The sequence below is a fragment of the Sphingomonas immobilis genome (genome assembly GCF_030580995.1).
GTDB classification, from domain to species: Bacteria; Pseudomonadota; Alphaproteobacteria; order Sphingomonadales; family Sphingomonadaceae; genus Sphingomonas; species Sphingomonas immobilis.
Window position 1 is genome coordinate 450,948 of record NZ_JAUQSZ010000001.1, and the last position, 18,977, is coordinate 469,924.

The 18,977-nt window shown below is 68.5% G+C and carries 16 protein-coding genes; 5 read left to right on the forward strand and 11 right to left on the reverse strand.

Annotated elements, in window-relative coordinates:
• The first annotated feature begins 44 nt into the window (after positions 1–44).
• The 3 genes from Q5H94_RS02290 to Q5H94_RS02300 all read left to right on the forward strand — a co-directional run bounded on the left by Q5H94_RS02290 (position 45) and on the right by Q5H94_RS02300 (position 3,079).
• The gene (locus Q5H94_RS02290; protein ID WP_304559560.1) at positions 45–1,124 is read left to right on the forward strand and encodes a DUF2336 domain-containing protein; all 1,080 of its coding nucleotides are present in this window, start codon (positions 45–47) and stop codon (positions 1,122–1,124) included.
• The gene (locus Q5H94_RS02295; protein ID WP_304559561.1) at positions 1,121–2,482 is read left to right on the forward strand and encodes a sensor histidine kinase; all 1,362 of its coding nucleotides are present in this window, start codon (positions 1,121–1,123) and stop codon (positions 2,480–2,482) included. Before Q5H94_RS02290 ends, Q5H94_RS02295 begins: the two co-directional genes overlap by 4 nt.
• A 243-nt stretch (positions 2,483–2,725) precedes the next feature.
• Positions 2,726–3,079, forward strand: a complete 354-nt coding sequence (locus tag Q5H94_RS02300) for a hypothetical protein (protein ID WP_304559563.1) — start codon at positions 2,726–2,728, stop codon at positions 3,077–3,079.
• A 363-nt stretch (positions 3,080–3,442) separates the two neighbouring features.
• On the opposite strand, the gene Q5H94_RS02305 is transcribed toward Q5H94_RS02300, so the two are convergent.
• From Q5H94_RS02305 to gltX, 3 genes are read right to left on the reverse strand one after another with little or no spacing between them, the layout of a single operon-like run.
• Complete coding sequence (locus Q5H94_RS02305) at positions 3,443–3,631, reverse strand: hypothetical protein (protein WP_304559564.1); 189 nt, start codon at positions 3,629–3,631, stop codon at positions 3,443–3,445.
• On the reverse strand, positions 3,632–4,915 hold the full coding sequence (locus tag Q5H94_RS02310) for a citrate synthase (RefSeq protein ID WP_304559566.1): 1,284 nt from the start codon (positions 4,913–4,915) through the stop codon (positions 3,632–3,634).
• 16 nt (positions 4,916–4,931) lie between these two features.
• On the reverse strand, positions 4,932–6,374 hold the full coding sequence (gene gltX / locus Q5H94_RS02315; protein ID WP_304559567.1) for a glutamate--tRNA ligase: 1,443 nt from the start codon (positions 6,372–6,374) through the stop codon (positions 4,932–4,934).
• 119 nt (positions 6,375–6,493) lie between these two features.
• Between gltX and Q5H94_RS02320 the strand changes: the two genes are divergently transcribed.
• A complete protein-coding gene (locus Q5H94_RS02320) occupies positions 6,494–8,701 on the forward strand; it encodes a ComEC/Rec2 family competence protein (protein ID WP_304559568.1) in 2,208 nt (735 codons plus the stop codon).
• A 1,078-nt stretch (positions 8,702–9,779) separates the two neighbouring features.
• On the opposite strand, the gene lexA is transcribed toward Q5H94_RS02320, so the two are convergent.
• The 6 genes from lexA to Q5H94_RS02350 all read right to left on the reverse strand — a co-directional run bounded on the left by lexA (position 9,780) and on the right by Q5H94_RS02350 (position 14,717).
• Positions 9,780–10,460, reverse strand: a complete 681-nt coding sequence (lexA, locus tag Q5H94_RS02325; RefSeq protein WP_304559569.1) for a transcriptional repressor LexA — start codon at positions 10,458–10,460, stop codon at positions 9,780–9,782.
• A 54-nt stretch (positions 10,461–10,514) separates the two neighbouring features.
• Positions 10,515–11,696, reverse strand: a complete 1,182-nt coding sequence (locus tag Q5H94_RS02330; RefSeq protein WP_304559570.1) for a molybdopterin molybdotransferase MoeA — start codon at positions 11,694–11,696, stop codon at positions 10,515–10,517.
• Positions 11,693–12,166 (reverse strand): cyclic pyranopterin monophosphate synthase MoaC, encoded by a 474-nt coding sequence (gene moaC / locus Q5H94_RS02335; RefSeq protein WP_304559572.1) that lies wholly within the window; start codon positions 12,164–12,166, stop codon positions 11,693–11,695. The genes Q5H94_RS02330 and moaC overlap by 4 nt, the downstream gene beginning before the upstream one ends.
• A gap of 105 nt (positions 12,167–12,271) precedes the next feature.
• Positions 12,272–13,057 carry an indole-3-glycerol phosphate synthase TrpC gene (trpC, locus tag Q5H94_RS02340; protein WP_304559748.1) on the reverse strand — a complete coding sequence of 262 codons (786 nt, stop codon included), beginning with the start codon at positions 13,055–13,057 and terminating at the stop codon, positions 12,272–12,274.
• Complete coding sequence (gene trpD, locus Q5H94_RS02345; RefSeq protein WP_304559574.1) at positions 13,057–14,085, reverse strand: anthranilate phosphoribosyltransferase; 1,029 nt, start codon at positions 14,083–14,085, stop codon at positions 13,057–13,059. The genes trpC and trpD overlap by 1 nt, the downstream gene beginning before the upstream one ends.
• Positions 14,085–14,717, reverse strand: a complete 633-nt coding sequence (locus Q5H94_RS02350; protein WP_304559576.1) for an anthranilate synthase component II — start codon at positions 14,715–14,717, stop codon at positions 14,085–14,087. The genes trpD and Q5H94_RS02350 overlap by 1 nt, the downstream gene beginning before the upstream one ends.
• A 136-nt stretch (positions 14,718–14,853) precedes the next feature.
• On the opposite strand from Q5H94_RS02350, the gene Q5H94_RS02355 reads away from it, so the two are divergent.
• The gene (locus Q5H94_RS02355) at positions 14,854–15,354 is read left to right on the forward strand and encodes a hypothetical protein (protein WP_304559578.1); all 501 of its coding nucleotides are present in this window, start codon (positions 14,854–14,856) and stop codon (positions 15,352–15,354) included.
• A 97-nt stretch (positions 15,355–15,451) separates the two neighbouring features.
• On the opposite strand, the gene trpE is transcribed toward Q5H94_RS02355, so the two are convergent.
• On the reverse strand, positions 15,452–16,960 hold the full coding sequence (trpE, locus tag Q5H94_RS02360; protein ID WP_304559579.1) for an anthranilate synthase component I: 1,509 nt from the start codon (positions 16,958–16,960) through the stop codon (positions 15,452–15,454).
• A gap of 13 nt (positions 16,961–16,973) precedes the next feature.
• Positions 16,974–18,926 (reverse strand): SurA N-terminal domain-containing protein, encoded by a 1,953-nt coding sequence (locus tag Q5H94_RS02365; protein WP_304559581.1) that lies wholly within the window; start codon positions 18,924–18,926, stop codon positions 16,974–16,976.
• Positions 18,927–18,977 lie beyond the last annotated feature (51 nt).

An 18,977-nucleotide genomic window follows, 5' to 3' on the forward strand; every position in this document is an offset into this window, starting at 1 on the left:
AAGCCTTAGGTGCGTTTTAACCGCAAATCCCTAAGCACTGTCGCATGGCGATCTCTCATCGCGACCAGGAAGACGGCGTCCGCAGCGGCGCAGCCACGTTGCGCACCCGCGCAGCGCAGGCAGACGCGCGTGCGGACCGCAGGCTCGCCATCGCCATCGACGATTTCTTTCTGAGCGACGACGGGCGGCTCGACGACCAGCTTCGCGATGGCCTCGCCCAGTCGCTGAGCGGCCTCGTCGGCACGATCGAGGCGGCGATTCGCGCGCATGCCGGGCGTCTGCTCGCGGCACGCGGCGGCCCCGCGCTGGCCGGGGCACCGCTCGCGCTCGACCGGCTCGTCGCGGTCGGCCTCGTCCGCGACAGCGAGCTGATGGGCGAACTCATCGGTCGCGTGCGCCAGACGCAACTCTCCGAGGCGCTCCCGGTCGAATCGCCTGATCGCGCCGATCAGCCGAGCATGCTCGCCCGGCTCTCGCAATATCCCGATCACGTCGTCGCGACCAACGCCGTCGCGCTGCTCGCCGCCGAGGGGCGCAGGCGCGAGCCCGGCGCGGGGACGCGCACCGATTTGCCCGCGGAACTCCATCACCGCCTCGTCTGGTGGGTCGCCGCCGCCCTGCGCGACAGCGCGCCCGACGCAACTGACACGCTCGATCGCGCGCTCGCCGAGGCTGCGCTGCGCAGCGTCGCCGCGCATGACGAGAGCGAGCGGCTGGAGGCATCGGCGATGCGGCTGGCGGCGGCGCTCGATCCGCGCGCGGAGGAACTCGCGCCGCTGCTGCTCGAATCGCTCGCCGACCGGCGGCTGTCGCTGTTCATCGCCTTGCTCGGCCACGCGCTCGGCCTCGATTTCGCCGATGCGCGTGACGTGGTGCTGGATCCCGATGCCGATCGTTTGTGGCTGGTGTTGCGCGCATTGGAACTCGACCGGATCGCCATCGCCAGGATCGGCCTCGCGCTCAGCGACGCCGATCCGCGCCGCGATGTCGAGCGGTTCGCCGATGCGCTCGACGGCATCGCCTCGGTCCCCGCCACCGAGGCGCGCAGCGCGATCGCGCCGCTGTTGCTTCATCCCGATTACCGCGCGGCATTGCTCGCGCTCGCGCGCGGCGCACGCGCATGAACGCGCATGAGGCGACCCTGCCGCCGGTGCGCGGCCTCGTCGATCGCGACGGGCGGCTGATCGAGGCCGACCAGCGCCTGCACGATCTCAACGCGCGCGCGGGCGGGCGGCTCGGCGCGACAGTGGCGGTGCCGCAGATCGCGACGATCGCGCGCCTCGCACAGCGGCTCGGCATCCTCGTCGCGCGCGGCATCGTCGCGGCGGACGGAGAGCGCGACATCGAACTCTGGGTGCGCGCCGAGCCGACCGATGGCGGCGTTTCGCTCGGCATCACCGGCTGGCGCAGCCGCCCCGAATGGGATGCGCCCGAGACGGTCGACACGCGCGAGGCGGATTTCGCCGCGATCGACGCCGACTGGTCGTGGGAAACCGACTCCGCGCTGCGGCTGACCTTTCTCTCGCCCAAGGCGGGCCCGCGCCACGGCTTCGACGGCGACGCGATGCTGGGCAGCCCGCTCACCAGATTGTTCGCGCTCGGCGAGGACCGCGTCGGCGGCTTCCCGATCCTCGGCGGCCTCGCCATGCACGAGCATTTCGACGACCAGCCCGCGACGCTGCGCCCGACCGGCGAGCAGGTGCGGCTGGAAGCGCGCCCCCTGATCGACAAGCGCGGCGGCTTCGCGGGCTTTCGCGGCGCGGTGACGGTGCAGGTCGCCACCCCGGAGCCCGCACCCCGCACCGACGCGACGATCGCCTTCGCCGCGCGCCTCGACGCGGCGCTCCGCGCGCCGCTCGGCCGCATCATCGCCAACGCCGACAGCATCAACGCCCAGTCCGAAGGCCCGCTGCGCCAGGACTATGCCGATTACGCCGCCGACATCGCCAGCGCGGGGCGGCATCTGATGGGCCTGGTCGACGATCTCGTCGATCTGCAGGCGATCGAACGGCCCGATTTCTCGGTCGCGTCCGAAGCGCTCGATCTCGCCGATATCGCCCGCCGCGCCGCCGGTCTCCTGTCCGTCCGCGCTGCCGAGGCGAAGGTGCGGATCGATCGCCCCGCCACCGGCGAGCTTCTCCCCGCCACCGGCGAATTTCGCCGCGCGCTGCAGGTGCTCGTCAACCTCATCGGCAACGCCGTGCGCTATTCCCCGCGCGAGGGGATGGTGTGGGTCCGCGCCGAGCGTGACGGTGCCTTCGCGGCGATCATCGTCGCCGATCAGGGCAAGGGTATCGCGCTCGCCGATCAGACCCGCATCTTCGAAAAGTTCGAGCGCGTCGATCCGCGCGAGCCCGGCGGCAGCGGCCTCGGCCTCTACATCGCCCGCCGCCTCGCGCGCGCGATGGGCGGCGACGTCACGGTCGACAGCGCGCCGGGGCAGGGCGCGCGGTTCGTGTTCACGCTGCCGTATCGGGGCTGAACCTAAGCCGCGAGGGTCTGTTTGCGACCCATTGCGGACATTCGCTCTTCGCCGCATCCTGCTTAGATGAACGAAGCGTCAAGCCGTTGTTGTTGCGCATCCCTGCCTGACTTGGCCGCAGTGCCGATGGGTGGAGACGGTCTGGACGAGCGAGTGTTCGCGACTGTCGAGAATGTAGTCGATCATGGCGGAGACGCTTGGTGGTTACACCTATCGCAGTGCCATGCGTGCGGTCAGCATTGGATGATTGCTCAGGAAGAACGCATCTTCGATGAGTATTTCCTACGGCGGTTGAGCGTAGATGAAGCCGACCGCATTTTTGTCAATGCCGAATGGCCGGTCGAGTTTCTCAGTTACGAGCGCGTGCTAAAAACAGGGCACGCGTTGCGTATTCGACCTTGCATCTTCTTGGAGCGCCTCTCCCCGTCGCTGGTTTGGACGGCGGAAGACCTGCGAAAAGAACGGCCCGACATCTCAGTGGAAGAGATCTCGCTTCTGCTCGGTGTCACCGCAACGCAAGCGGGGCGGCTTTTGGTAACAGCGTCATCGGAGCAGGGTTCGTGGTGGCAGCGGATGCGCCACCGTCTGGGTTGGTAGCGTCTAGTTCGGCGAAGCAGAAATGTCCGCTTTCCACCCGATCCCGGACATTCCCGCTGTCCTACACGCAACCGATCTGCGATATCGCGCCGACGCTCTTTGAACCGTTGGACCCGCCACTCGCCATTCCCGCGAAAACCGTTCTCGCGTCCGCGCCGCGCGGCCGCCGGAAAGGGACAACAGACGCAGACGTAGCGTAACTTTGTAAACTTCCGCGTACAAACCGTCCAACACGTGAGCGCCCGTACACCCCGGACCAGTGTGATCCTAGTGTGACTTTCCGCGCTCGATCAGCGCAATTTCGGAAACGATCGTGGGTGACAGTTTCGATTCAGGTGTCAATCTGTCAACCGAGCTATCACTTTAGCGACGCCGCGCTCCCCAGATCAGCGCCGCGCCCGCCACTGCGAGGATCGCGCCATAGAGCGCCCACTGCTTTTGCGCGAGCATGAAGCTCGACGCAGGCCACATGATGAAGCCCAGGCCCTGGCCGATCCAGAGCAGGCCCATCGTCACCATCAGCGCGCCGATGGTGGCGATGGCGATGCGCACTTAGCGCTTTTCGACGGGAACGTAGTCGCGCTCGGTCGCGCCGGTGTAGAGCTGGCGCGGACGGCCGATCTTCTGCTGCGGGTCGGAAATCATCTCGTTCCACTGCGCGACCCAGCCGACGGTGCGGGCGAGCGCGAACAGCGCGGTGAACATCGTCGTCGGGAAACCGATCGCCGAAAGGATGATGCCCGAATAGAAATCGACGTTCGGGAACAGCTTCTTCTCGATGAAATACGGGTCGCTCAGCGCGATCTCTTCCAGCTTCAGCGCCGTGTCGAAAACGGGGTCGCTGACGTTCATCGCCTTGAACACCTCGCGCACGGTCTGCTGCATCACCGTCGCGCGCGGATCGTAGTTCTTGTACACGCGGTGGCCGAAGCCCATCAGGCGGAACGGATCGTTCTTGTCCTTGGCGCGGGCGATATACTCCGGGATCTTGTCGGGCGTGCCGATCTCGTGGAGCATGTTGAGCGCGGCTTCGTTCGCGCCGCCGTGCGCCGGGCCCCACAGGCAGGCGATGCCCGCCGCGATGCACGCGAACGGGTTCGCGCCAGACGATCCGGCAAGGCGCACGGTCGATGTCGAGGCGTTCTGCTCGTGATCGGCGTGGAGGATGAAGATGCGGTCCATCGCCTTCTCGATCACCGGATCAACGACATACTCCTCGGCCGGCACGCCGAAGGTCATGCGCAGGAAGTTGCCGGTGTACGACAGGTCGTTCTTGGGGTGCATGAACGGCTGGCCGATCGAATATTTGTACGCCATCGCCGCGATCGTCGGCATCTTGGCGATCAGCCGGTGGCTGGCGATCATGCGTTGATAGGGGTCGGTCACGTCCGCCGAGTCGGCATAGAATGCCGAGAGGGCACCGACGACGCCGCACATGATCGCCATCGGGTGCGCGTCGCGGCGGAAGCCCGAATAGAAGTTGGCGAGCTGTTCGTGCAGCATCGTATGGCGGCTGATCGTGTGGCTGAAGGTGCCGAGCTCGTCCTTCGACGGCAGCTCGCCGTTCAGCAGGAGGTAGCAGACCTCCATGAAGCTCGACTTTTCCGCCAGCTGCCCGATCGGATACCCGCGGTGGAGCAGCACGCCCTCGTCACCGTCGATATAGGTGATCGCCGAGTCGCAGCTCGCGGTCGAGGTGAAGCCGGGGTCGTAGGTGAACATGCCCGTCTGGGCATACAGCTTGCGGATATCGATGACGTCCGGGCCGACCGTGCCGGACATGACGGCATTCTCGACATCCTTGCCGGCCACGCTGATTTTCGCGGTCTCACCCATATCCAAGTCCTTCTGTTCAGCTACCCATCTGGTCCGCGATCCGGCCGAGGCTCTCGTCGCGCCCGAGCAATTCGAGCACGTCGAAAATCCCCGGGGAGGTTTTCCGCCCGACCAGGGCTACGCGCAGCGGCTGCGCGACCTGACCGAGCTTGACCCCTGCATCTTCGGCGACCTGCCGAACCGCGGCTTCGAGTTTCTCCGTATCCCAGCTTTCCACCGCGTCAAGCGCCGCGTGCAGGCGGGCGAGCAGCGCAGGGGCGTCACCGGCGAGAAGCGCTGCCGCATCGGCCGCAATTTCCAGTGGGCGAGCGCGAAAGAGAAAGGTCGCACCATCCGCCAGATCGACGAGATTGGCGGCGCGCGGCTTCATCGATGGCATGGCGCGTTGCAGCAATTCTACGTCCTTCGCCGAAAGATCTGGGGCCACGCGCGGTGCGATCAGCGCGGCCAGCCGAGCGTCGTCCGCCTCACGGATATAATGGCCGTTAAGGTTCTCGAGCTTCTTGATATCGAACCGGCTTGGTGATTTTCCGATACCTGCCAGATCGAACCATGCGATCGCCTGTTCACGGCTGATGATCTCGTCGTCACCGTGCCCCCAGCCGAGGCGGAGCAGGTAATTGTCGATCGCCTCGGGCAACATGCCGAGCTCGTCGCGGTAGAGATCGACCGCGACCGCGTTCTTGCGCTTCGACATCTTGCTGCCGTCGGCGTTGTGGATCAGCGGGATATGCGCATAGACCGGCTCGGCCCAGCCCATCGCGCGGTAGATCGGGAGCTGCCGGAAGGCGTTGTTGAGGTGATCGTCGCCGCGGATGACATGGGTGACGCCCATGTCGTGATCGTCGACCACCACCGCCAGCATATAGGTCGCCGTGCCGTCCGAACGGAGCAGGACGAGATCGTCGATCTCGCTGTTCTGCACGGTGACCTCGCCCTGGACGCGGTCGTGGATCGTCGTCGCGCCCTCGGTCGGGGCCTTGAGGCGGACGACATACGGCTTGTCGCCGGCCGGCTCGTCGTCGCGCTCCCGCCAGGGCGAGCGAATGCGCAGCGGCTTCTTGGCGGCTTCCGCCTCGACGCGCATCTGGGCGAGTTCGTCCTGCGTCAGGTAGCAGCGATAGGCCGCGCCCTTCTCGACCATTTCGCGCGCCACTGCGGCGTGCCGCTCGCCGCGCGCGAACTGGTAGGTTTCCTCACCGTCCCAGTCGAGATCGAGCCAGCGCATCCCGTCGAGGATCGCCGCGATCGCCTGATCGGTCGAACGGGCGCGGTCGGTATCCTCGATCCGCAGCAGGAACTTGCCACCCTTCGCCTTGGCATACAGCCAGTTGAACAGCGCGGTGCGCGCGCCGCCGATGTGCAGATAGCCGGTCGGCGAGGGCGCGAACCGGGTAACGACAGGTGCGGTATCGGACGCGCCGGGAAGGGCCGTCGCGGTATCTTCAGTTGCGCCCAAGCGCGCATGCTCCCAGACAGGAATGAATGGCCAGATCAGCCGCCGACGCCCCTAGCACGCACCTCCCGCCGCTTCAAATCGCGCGGTGGCTTGCGCCTTTGGGGGGTGCCGGACGCGGGGTGGAGCGATGGCTGGAGGCAGAGCGCGACCAGCTCGTGCTGTGGCTGCCGGTGGCGCTGGGGGCGGGGATCGCGGCTTGGTTCCTGCTGCCGGACGCGCCGGCATGGATCACCGTGATGCTGGTGGCGGCCGGCGCGGCGCTGGGCGGCGTGGCGATCGGGCGCGGCGACCGGGCTGGGCGGGCGATCGCGGTCGGCGGGGTGCTGGTGGCCGTTGGCGTGGCGATCGTGTGGTGGCGGGCAGAGAGCGTCTGGGCGCCGCCGCTGGCCGCGCCGGCGGTGGTGACGTTCGAGGCGCGGGTCGAGCGGATCGAGCCGCTGGTGGCGCGCGATCTGGTGCGGCTGCGGCTGGCACCGCTGCGGGTGTTGCCGGGGAGCCGCCCGAGCGATCGTCCGCCGCCGACCTTGCCGTCGCATATCCGCGTCAATATCGCCGAGGCGGACGTGCCTGCCGGGCTCACGCGCGGCGCGGTGATCTCGCTCGGTGCGCGGCTGATGCCGCCGCCGGGGCCTGCGGTGCCGGGTGCCTACGACTATGCCCGCGTCGCCTGGTTCGACGGGATCGGTGCGACCGGACGGGGCTTCGCGCCGGTGAAGATCGTGACGGCGGGCGGCGGCGATGCGCTGAGCGGGCTGCGCCAGACGCTGTCGAAGCATATCCAGACGAGCGCGCCGGGCGGCGCGGGCGCGATCGCGGCCGCGCTGGCGACCGGCGATCAGGGCGCGATCTCGCAAGCGGATGCCGATGCGATGCGCCGGTCGGGCCTCGCGCACCTGCTCTCGGTGAGCGGGCTGCACATCACCGCGGCGGTGGGCGCGGTGATGCTGCTGGTCGGGCGGCTGCTCGCGCTCTCGCCCTGGATCGCGCTGCGCACGCGCATCCCGCTGATCGCGGCGGGCGCGGGGGCGCTGGCGGCGATCGGCTATACGCTGCTGACCGGCGCGGAGGTGCCGACGATCCGATCGTGCGTCGCCGCGCTGCTGGTGCTGGTCGCGCTGGCGATGGGGCGCGAGGCGCTGACGCTGCGGCTGGTCGCGGCGGGGGCGTTCGTCGTGCTGCTGCTCTTCCCGGAGGCGCTGGCGGGGCCGAGCTTCCAGCTCAGCTTCGCGGCGGTGGCGGCGATCATTTCCTTGCATGAGCATCCCGCGATGCGGCGCTGGTTCGGGCCGCACGAGGAGGGGCGCGGGCGGGCGATGCTGCGCGGGCTGGCGTCGCTGCTGCTGACCGGCCTCGTCGTGGAGGTCGCGCTGATCCCGATCTCGGTCTACCATTTCCACCGCGCGGGCGTGTACGGCGCGGTGGCCAACATCGTCGCGATCCCGCTGACGACCTTCGTGACGATGCCGCTCGAGGCGCTGGCCTTGCTGCTCGATCCAGTTGGGCTGGGCTGGCCGTTCTGGTGGCTGACGGCGCGGTCGCTCGATCTGCTGCTGTGGATCGCGCATGCGGTGGCGGGCTTGCCCGGCGCGGTCGCGGCGCTGCCGGCGGTGCCGGGCGGGGCCTATGCGCTGATGGTGGCGGGCGGATTGTGGATCGCGCTGTGGCGGACGCGCTGGCGGAGGCTTGGTGCGGTGCCGCTGGCGGCGGGCGCGATCTGGGCGCTGGCGACGCCCGCGCCCGATCTGCTGGTGACGGGCGACGGCCGCCACGTCGCGATCCGCACCTCGGGCGGCAACCTTGCCGTGCTGCGCGACCGGGTGGGGGATTATACCGCCGACATATTCTCCGAAAATGCCGGAATCGATGCGGTGCCGGTGCTGCTCTCCGAACAGCCCGACGCGCGCTGCAGCCGCGACCTGTGCCTGGCGACGCGCACGACCGGCGGGCGGAGCTGGCGCATCCTGGCGACGCGCAGCGCCTATCTGGTGCCGGCGAAGGAGCTGATCGCGGCGTGTGCGAGCGCCGACATCGTCGTCAGCGAGCGTGGCCTGCCGCGGGGGTGTATGCCGCGCTGGCTGAAGCTGGACCGTGCGACGCTGGCGACGACGGGCGGCGTGGCGATCGCGCTGGCGGCCGGGCGGACGACGACGGTGCGGCAACCGGGGGACAAGCATCCGTGGGTGGTCGCGCCGCCCGTCGTGCCGGAGCGTTCGCGGCGGCGGTGGCGGCAGAGGTCGGGCAGGTCAGCGGGAGCGGCGCGCGAGCGAGCGGGCGTCGGCCAGAGTGATAGCTCGCTTGACAGATTGACGCCTGAATCGAAACTGTAAGGCGCGATCGTTTCCAGAATTGTACCGATCCGGCGCGGAAGGTCACACTAAGGTCACACTGATCCGCAGGGTTCGCGCGTCCCTGTGCGGCTGGCGGGGCGAGGGTATGTTGGCGATGAGAAAGAGCGGCCGCGAGGATAGCGCAAGGGCGCGGGTGTAGGACAGGGGAATGTCGGTAGTGGGTGGAAAGCCGACAGTGGCGAGGCGCAGCTTCTTCATTTCGCCGGAGACAGATCGGGTAACTCAGTTAGACGAGGCAAAACGTCAGCGTGCGGAGGGTGATCTGGGCCCCGACGTTCGGCGAGGCGGTACGGTACGTACCAGTCGTCAAATTCATCGTTTCCGATGGGGGACCTCACCGGCAACATGATAACGTCGTGGGCGGACGGCCCTTGCCAGACAACTCTACAGCGATCGGGCAGATCAGGCGCAGAGACGCATAGTCGCGCTGTCCCTCGATATGGCTCAACCTTCCAACGCCCGTCGTAAGTTCGACGAGCGCGATGGCACTCGTTCAGCGACCAATCTCCATTCTGGTAAAATGTCTCTAATGGCGCGCAACCTCCCATAAAGGTGACGCTCACGGTTATGCCCCGTGCGGGTTCATAGCGTTCATTGAGTTCGAGAGTTCTATTTGCGAACATTGCCGATACTTGCGCCGCATCGAGAGGAACCCAGTTAGGTTCTGCTAGCCGCAATGGCGGCGAGCGGGGAGACGCTAGCGTTTGCGCAACGGCCGTGCCAGCGACGACGGTGGCTCCGCCCGTAAAGGCTATGAGCGCTTTTTTTAAGCCACGAATACGCCGTCTTGCCATCAGCGATCACTCCTCATTCGAAAATATACGAAAGTGGCGATGGTTCGTCGATGCCTTGGGAAAGTCCGCTAGTGGGGCGTTGACTGCCCTTCCACGAAGCCCGCTGAATGTCCGCTAAGGGTCGTAAACAGACGTTCGGCCGTAGTTTTCCGCCGCCGGCAAAGCCGTCGGCCGGGTTCGGTGCTTCGCGCCGACCCGCCGTCCGGGCCGGGCGCTGCGGCAGAGCCGCACCGGCGCATAGCTACGCTACGCGCCTGCGGCCGTCAGTCATACCGTCGCAACAGCCCCGCCAGCTTGCCCTGCACGCGGACCTGCGCGGGGGCGTAGCGTTGGGGATCGTAGGCGCGGTTGGCGGGGTCTAGGCGGATCATCGCGCCTTCGCGGCGGAAGAATTTGAGCGTTGCCTCGGCATCCTCGATCAGGGCCACGACGATCTCGCCGTCGCGCGCGGTCTCGGTGCGGCGGATGAGAGCATAGTCGCCGTCGAGGATGCCGGCCTCGACCATCGAATCTCCCGCCACTTCGAGCGCGTAATGTTCGCCGCCGCCGAGCAGGGCGGCGGGGACGGCGAGCATCGACTGGCCCTCGAACGCCTCGATCGGGACGCCGGCGGCGATGCGGCCGTGCAGCGGGATCTCGATGACGTCGTTCGCCGGCTCGGGCATGCGGCGGAAATTGTCGGGCTTGGGCTCGGGCGCCGCCGCGACGACCTTCTTCGCGGTCGCCGAGCGTTCGGGCATCCGCAGCACTTCGAGCGCGCGGGCGCGGTTGGGGAGGCGGCGGATGAACTGGCGTTCCTCGAGCGCCGAGATCAAGCGGTGGACGCCCGACTTGGACTTGAGGTCGAGCGCCTCCTTCATCTCCTCGAAAGAGGGCGACACGCCGGTCTCCTCCAGGCGATCGTTGATGAAGCAGATCAGCTCATGCTGCTTGCGGGTGAGCATCGCGTTCCTCCGTCCGAACAGATGCGGAACCAATATGGAACATTATTTTGCAAGTCAAGCGATGCGCAGGATTTCCACCGAGTCGCCCGCACTGGCCTTCGGCGCGCGCGGCGCGCGCAGCACGAGGCAGTCGGCGCGGGCGAGCGTGCGCAGCATCGAGGAGTCCTGAATGGCGGCGACGTGGACGCGGCCGTCCCGCGTTTCCGCGCGCAGGAAATCCATGCGGTGATCGTTTGCGGGCAGATCCTCGCCGAGGATTGCGGGCTGCGTCCGCAGGCGCGTGTCGGCCGCGCCGCCAAGGTGGGCGATCAGCGGACGCAGGAACACGGATCCGGTGACGAAGGCCGAGACGGGGTTGCCGGGCAGGCCGAGGACGATCGTGCCGTTCAGCCGCCCGGCGAGCATCGGCTTGCCGGGCCGGAGCGCGATCCGCCAGAAATCGAGGCTGCCGCCTGCGGCCTCCAGCGCGGGACGGACAAGATCGTGATCGCCGACCGACGCGCCGCCGGTGGTGACGAGGACGTCGGCATCCACGCTGGCGAAGGCGGCGGTGATGGCGTCGAGCCGGTCGGGCAGGATGCCGAGCGGGATCAGCGCGACCGGCAGATCGGCGAGCATCGCGGCGAGCATCGCGCTGTTGCCCTCGGGCAGGCTGCCCTCCGCGACGGGTGTGCCGGGGGGGACGAGTTCGTCGCCGGTCGCGGCGATGGCGACGCGGATGCGGCGGCGGACGGGGAGCGCGCCGTGCCCGCCGGTCGCGGCGAGCGCGATGCGGGGGGCGGAGAGGCGCTCGCCACGCGCGACCAGCAGGTCGCCGGTGGTGAAGTCGAGGCCTTTCGGGCGGACGTTGCGGCCAGCGCGGCCGGGGCCTTCGCCTGCGAGGGTGAGGGTGTCGCCCTCCCGTGCGGCTTCTTCCTGCACCATGACGGTGTCGGTGCCTTCGGGTGTGGCCGCGCCGGTGAAGATGCGGACGGCCTCGCCGGGGGCGACGGTTCCCGCGAAGGGCCGTCCCGCCGCACTCTCGCCGATGACGCGGAACGGGCCGGGCAGGTCGGCGAAGCGGATGGCGTAACCGTCCATCGAGGACAGGTCGCGCTCGGGCTGAGTGCGCAGCGCCGGGATATCCTCCGCCGCCCAGCGCCCGGCGGCCTCGCCCAGCGATACGGTTTCGGTCGCGACCGGATCGGCGAGCGCGAGCAGGCGCGCGGTGGCTTCCTCGACCGAGAGCAGGGTCATTCGGGCGCTTTCCAGTCGCCCGATTTGCCGCCGCGCTTTTCGAGCAGGCGGATGCCGGTGATCTGCATCGCCTTGTCGATCGCCTTGGCCATGTCGTAGATCGTCAGCAGCGCGACCGAGGCGGCGGTGAGCGCCTCCATCTCGACGCCGGTCTTGCCTTCGGTGGCGGCGGTCGCTGTGACGGTGACGCCGGTTGCGTCGGGCGCGAGGTCTACCGACACCTTGGTGAGCGGCAGCGGGTGGCAGAGCGGGATGAGATCGGCGGTGCGCTTGGCCGCCATGATGCCGGCGATCCGCGCGACGGCGAGGACGTCGCCTTTCAGCGCGGTGCCGTCGCGAATGGCGCGCGCGGCCTCCGCCGACATGGTGATCCGCCCGGTGGCGATGGCTTGCCGCGCGGTGACGGACTTGCCGCCGACGTCGACCATGCGGGCCGCGCCCGAGGCGTCGAGGTGGGTGAGGTCAGCCATTCTTCTTCCGTTCGTGCTGAGCGAAGTCGAAGCACGTGCCCCAAATCGCAGCGCCCGGAACATGCCCTTCGACTTCGCTCAGGGCGAACGGGGGAGGGGGCGCATTCACCCCACCAGCGCCCGCGTGGCGGCTTCGATGTCGGGTTGCCGCATCAGCGCTTCGCCGATCAGGAAGCAGTGGACGCCGTGTTCGGCCATCGCGTCGAGGTCGGCGCGGGTCGTCAGGCCGCTTTCGGCGACGAAGGTGCAGTCCTTGGGCGCCTTGGCCATGAGATCGTAGCTGCGCGTGAAATCGACCGAGAAATCGCGCAGGTCGCGGTTGTTGACGCCGATCAGGCGCGACTTGAGCTTCAGCGCGCGCTCCATCTCCTTGGCGTCGTGGACCTCGACCAGCACGTCCATGCCGCATTCGAGCGCGCTCGCCTCGATCTCGGCGAGCAGGCCGTCGTCGAGAGCGGCGACGATCAGCAGGATGCAATCCGCACCGAGCCCGCGCGATTCGGGCACCTGCCAGGGATCGACCATGAAATCCTTGCGCAGCACCGGCAGGTCGCAGGCGTCGCGCGCGGCGGTGAGGTAGGAGTCGGCGCCCTGGAACCACGCCTCGTCGGTGAGGACCGAGAGGCAGGCGGCACCGCCGGAGGCATAGGCGGCGGCGTGCGCCGGGGGATCGAAATCCTCGCGGATCACGCCTTTCGAGGGGCTCGCCTTCTTGATCTCGGCGATCAGCGCGTGGCCGGTCGCAGCCTTCGCATCGAGCGCGGCGCGGAAGCCGCGCGGCTTCGAGCGCGCGTGGATGCAGGCGTCGAGTTCGGAAAGCGGAGTCGTCGCCTTGCGCGCGGCGACGTCGGCGCGCTTGGTTTCGAGGATACGGTCGAGGACATTGCCCATCAATATGCGATCCATTGGTCGAGGAGCCTGTTCGCGGCGCCGCTGTCGATGACGGCGGCGGCGGCGCTGGCGCCTTCGGGGAGGGTATCGGCGCGGCCCGCCACGACGAGCGCGGCGGCGGCGTTGAGGAGGACGGCGTCGCGGTAGGCACCGCTTTCGCCCGCGAGGAGGCGGCGGAGCGCGGCGGCGTTCTCGGCCGCATCGCCGCCACGGATCGCGGCGAGCGGGTGACGCGGGAGGCCGGCATCTTCCGGCGTGATGCGAGCGGGCAGGCTGGCGGTGCCGACATTGGCGACGATGCTGGGGCCGGCGCAGGAGAGTTCGTCGAGCCCTTCCTCGCCCGCGACGATCGCCGCGGCTTCCGCCCCGAGCAAGGTCAGCGCCTCGGCATAGACCTGTGCGTAATCGGGCCGGGCGATGCCGAGCAACTGCCGCGTCACCCGCGCCGGGTTGGCGAGCGGGCCCATCAGGTTGAACACCGTGCGGCGGCCGATGGCTTTGCGGATCGGCGCGATGCGCTTCATCGCCGGGTGGTGATTGACCGCGAACAGGAAGGCGATGCCGAGATCGCGTAAGGACGCCTCGGCCTTCAGCGCCGCCGCGTCCATGTCGAGGCCGAGCGCCTCCAGCGTGTCGGCGGCGCCGGCCTTCGAAGACGCGGCGCGGTTGCCGTGCTTGGCGACAGGCACGCCGGCGGCCGCGACGACGATGGCGACGGCGGTGGAGACATTGAGCGTGTGCTGCCCGTCGCCGCCGGTGCCGCAGACGTCGATAGCGCCGGCGGGGGCCTCGATCGGGATCATGCGCGCGCGCATCGCGCGGGCGGCCTCGGCGATCTCGATGCTGGTCTCACCGCGTTCGGAGAGGCCGATCAGGAAGGCGGCGATGGCCTCGTCGGACGCTTTCCCGTCGAGGATCGCGGCGAAGGCGTCGGCGGCGTCCTCATGGCTGAGCGGCGCGCGCGTTTCGGGGAGGAGGCGTATTCCCCTCCCGTTTACGGGAGGGGTTAGGGGAGGGGCTGTCGACATTACGACGCCCTTGCCAAGGACGGGCCCTCCCCCAGCCCCTCCCGCAAGCGGGAGGGGAGTTTGGCGGGAACACCCGCCAGCCGCACGAAATTGGCGAGGAGGGCGTGGCCGTGTTCGGTGGCGATGCTCTCGGGGTGGAACTGGACTCCGTGGATGGGCAACTCGCGGTGGCGCACGCCCATCACCGATCCGTCGTCGCTGTGCGCGTTGGCGATGAGATCGGCGGGCAGATCCTCGACGATCAGCGAGTGATAGCGGGTCGCGGTGAAGGGTGAGGGGAGGCCCTCGAACACGCCGGTGCCGTCATGCGTCACCGGCGAGGTCTTGCCGTGCATCAGCCCGCCGCGCACCACGCGGCCGCCGAAATGCTGGCCGATCGCCTGATGACCGAGGCACACGCCCATCAACGGCTTGCCGAGATCGGCGCAGGCGGCGACGAGATCGAGGCTGATGCCGGCTTCGGTGGGCGTCTTGGGGCCGGGCGAGATCAGGAACCCTTGCGCATTGCTCGCCACCGCATCCGCCGCGCTCATCGCGTCGTTGCGCACCACCTTCACCTCTGCGCCGAGCTCCATCAGATAATGGACGAGGTTCCAGGTGAAGCTGTCGTAATTGTCGATGACCAGGATCATGCGCTCCGCCATAGCCAAAGCGTACGCAATCGCAACATAAGGCCCGGATTGCGCCACGATTCGCGCCCGCCCGAACGCTATTCAGCATGGAGCAATCCGGCCGGGGGAACGTTACGCACCCGAGGAGACTAGAAACATGGTTCGCGCGCTTGCCCCTGCTCTCACGATTGCCCTGATGCTCTCGACGTCCGCCGCCTTTGCGCAAACGCCGGTGCCCACCCAGGCGGAGGTCGCGGCTGCCGATGCGCAGGCCGCGCAGGATCATGCGGGGGCGTTGAAGCAGGCGGAGACGGGCAAGCCGCCGCAGCGCATCCGCAACATCGCCTTGGTCGGCAACCAGCCGTGCCCGAAGGCGACCGATCCGACCGAGGTCGTCGTGTGTTCGCGGATCGAGGAGCCGTACCGCATCCCCAAGTCGCTGCGCGATCGCAAGCCGATCCCGGCGCAGAACCAGAGCTGGGTCAACCGCGCCGCGGCGCTGGACACGCTCGGCCGCAAGGCGGGCGGGCTGCCCAATAGCTGCACCAACATCGGCGCGTCGGGATCGACCGGATGCAGCCTCGCGCAGATCCAGCAATGGGCGGCCGAGAAGCGCGCTCGCGAGAATGGCGAGTCGATCGACCCGAACAATCCGTAAGCCTGTCGTCACCTCAGCGAAAGCTGGGGTCTCTTTTGTGGTGAGCGCAGCATCAACCCCGGAAAGACCCCAGCTTTCGCTGGGGCGACGCTCATGGCTATTGCCCGAACCCTGCATCGCCCGCCCGCGCAATCGCCTCGCGGGCGGCGGCGAGGAGGGCGCCGGCCTTGGCTTCGCATTCGCGCTGTTCGTATTCGGGTGTCGAGTCCGCGACGATGCCGGCGCCGGCCTGGACGTGCATGACGCCGTCCTTCACGATCGCGGTGCGCAGCACGATGCACGAATCCATCGATCCGTCGGGCGAGAAATAGCCGACGCCGCCCGCGTACGGCCCGCGCACGGCATTTTCGAGTTCCGCGATGATCTCGCACGCGCGGACTTTCGGTGCGCCGCTGACGGTGCCCGCCGGGAAGCCAGCGAACAGCGCATCGAGCGCATCGTGCGCCGGATCGAGCGCGCCGATCACGTTCGAGACGATATGCATGACGTGGCTGTAGAATTCGGTCGTATAGCTCGCCGTCACCTGCACGCTGCCCACACTTGCCACGCGGCCGACATCGTTGCGGCCGAGATCGAGCAGCATCAGATGCTCGGCGCGTTCCTTCGGATCGGCGAGCAGGCTGGTGCGGTTGGCCTCGTCCTCCGCCGCCGTCTTGCCGCGCGGGCGGGTGCCGGCGATGGGGCGGATCGTCACTTCACCGTCACGCACGCGCACGAGGATTTCGGGCGAGGAGCCGCTGAGCGCGAAGCCCGGCAGGTCGAGATGATAGAGGAACGGCGAGGGATTGATCCGCCGCAGCGAGCGGTAGAGTTCGAATGGCGGCAGCGGGAAGGGGACGGTGAAGCGCTGTGCCAGCACGACCTGAAAGATGTCGCCCGCGACGATATAGTCGCGCGCGGCCTCGACCATCTCGGTGTAGCGGCCCGGCGGCAGCGTTGGGGTCAGCGCAACGTCAGGGAGATCGGCGGCGCGGACGGGCGCAGGGATCGCGGTGGCGGCGAGGCGCGCGGCGGTCGCTTCGATCCGTTCCTGCGCCTCGGCGGCAATGACGTGCGGATCGCGCGTCGCATCGGGCCAGACCGGGGCGACGAGGAACAGCGCATCGGCGAGCCGGTCGAAGATCAGGATCACGGTCGGCCGCACGAACATCATGTCGGCGAGGCCGAGCGGGTCGTTCTCCGGGCGCGGCAGCGTCTCGACCAGGCCGACCGTCTCGTAGCCGAAATAGCCGACGAGACAGGCGAGCGCGCGCGGCAGTTCGGGCGGCACGTCCATCCGGCACGACGCGACGAGATCGCGTAAAGCGGCGAGCGCCGGCTTGTCCGCCGCCACGAAAGCCTCGCGGTCGGTAAGCCAGCGCGCGTTGATCTCGGCGCTCTGGCCGTGCGCGCGAAAAAGGAGATCTGGCGCCAGGCCGATCAGGCTGTGGCGGCCGCGCGTCTCGCCGCCCTCGACCGATTCCAGCAGGAAATCGCCGCGACCGGGCTCGATCAGCTTGAGTGCTGCGGCTACGGGCGTTTCGGTGTCGGCGATCTGGCGACGCCACAGCAACGCGGGCCGCCCGGCGCCGAGCGCCGCGACCGCTGCCTGAAGATTCCCGTTCAAGGGGCCGTCACGATCACTGTTGATCGCTGACCTCCTGCCCGGTGAGCGAGGCCTTGAGCTTGGCAACCTCTGGCGTGCTGATCTTGACGCCGACGACCTTGCGTACCGCCTTGGCGAACTGGCCGACATATTCGCGGCCGACCATCTTGCCGATGTCCGCCTGAGTGGCCTTGATCAGATCCGGCCGGTTGCCGGCGTCGGTGCGTTCGATCTTGTCGAGATAGATGACGTACCAGCCGGCGTTGCCCGGCGCGGCGATGATCTTTGCGGTGCGTTCCGACATGCTGAACAGCAGCGCGAGCGGCGGCGGCACGCCGCCCTGTGCGTTGGCCAGCTCCGCGCGCGCCTTGTCGAGCGGCTGGACAGGTGGCAGCTTCACGCCGGTCGCAGTGATGGCCTGTTGCAGGGGAGTGCCCTTGCTGGCGGCGAGCATGACGGTGCGGGCGATCTCGCGCGCCTTCTTGGCGGCACGGTCGAGCGTGAAGTCACGAACGATGCTCGGGCGGACCTGCGCGAGCGGCGGGGCAGCGGCTGCGGTGATCTTGCCGAGCGCGACGACCGCGAAGCTGTCGTTGTCGACCGGCACGAGCTGCGGCGCATCGCCCGGCTGCGCGGCGAAGGCGGCGTCGGCGATGCCCTTGGCGACGGCGGGCGGCGTGCTCGGCGGCAGCGTCGGATCCTGACCCGAAGCCAGCACCGGCACCGAGGTCTGCGGCGACAGCTTCTGCTGCGCGACGATCTGGTCGAAGGTCGCCTTGTTCGAGATCGCATCGTCGAGCGCATCGTGGACGGCGCGCACCTTCGCGGTGGTCTTTTGCGCGATGACCTGCTTGCTGAGATCGGCACGAGCCGCCTCGAGCGGGATGAGCGCGCGGTCGTCGAAACTATCGACGCGGCCGATCATATAGCCAAGCGCGCTCTTGCTCGGGCCGATCAGCCCGCCTTTCGGCGCGGCGAAGGCGGCGGTGGCGAATTCGGCGGAGGTCTGCGCGGCGAGCGCGTCCTTTTCCTGCTCCTTGAGCGACGTCGGTTCGAGGCCTGCGGCGCGGGCGGCAGCATCGAGCGGTGTGCCCGCCTTGGCCTTGGCGAGAATCGCGTCGGCGCTGGCGCGGTCGGCCGCGACGACGCGGGTGACGGTGCGGCGCGCGACCGCATTATATTTGGCGAAACCGGCCTTGTAGGCGGCGGCGATCTCTGCGTCGCTGGCGGTGAGTTGCGCGGCGAAATCCTTCGGCGCGATCACCGCGTAGCGAATCTGGCGGCGCTCCGGGATCGTGTAGCGCGCCGCGTTCTGCTTGTAGAAAGCGGCGATCTCCGCGTCGGTCGGCGGCGTGTCCACGGTTACGGCGGTGGTCGGCACGACGGCGATATGCGCGTGGCGCTTTTCGAGCAGCAGCGATGCGTAGATCGTGGCGACGCCCTTGGGCACCTGCGACGCCCCGATCGTCGGCACGATCAGGAATTGCGACATCATGTCGCGCTTCAGATCGGCGCGGATCCCCGCGTCGGTCTGGCGGGTGCGTTGGAGCGCGTTGTCGTAGACGGCCTGGCTGAACTTGCCGTCGGGCCCCTGCAGGCCGGGGATGCTGGCGATCTTGCCGTCGATCGCGCGCTTGGTGATGACGAGGCCCTGCGCTTCGCCGAATTGTTCGAAGCCGATCGTATCGATCGTGCGATCAAGCGAGCCCTCCAGCCCGCTGCCGGCGATATATTGCGCGAGGTCGAGGTTCGGTTGCTGCGCGCGGAAATTCTCGACGTCGCGCTGCACGCGGTCGCGCAGTTCGGCCTCCGTGACCTTTTCCTTGCCGACCGTCGCGACGACGTCGCCCGTCGGCGTCGCGCTGTTCCCGTTCCGCAGCCCGGCCACGTCGCCGAGCGCGAACATGGCCGCGATGACGACGAGCACGCCGAGGGTCACGAAAACACCGACCTTCGAATTGATCAGGCGGCGGAAGAAACTGAGCATGAAAACACGGGCCGATCTGTTGCAGAACGGGTGCTTTACGGGCGGACCGGC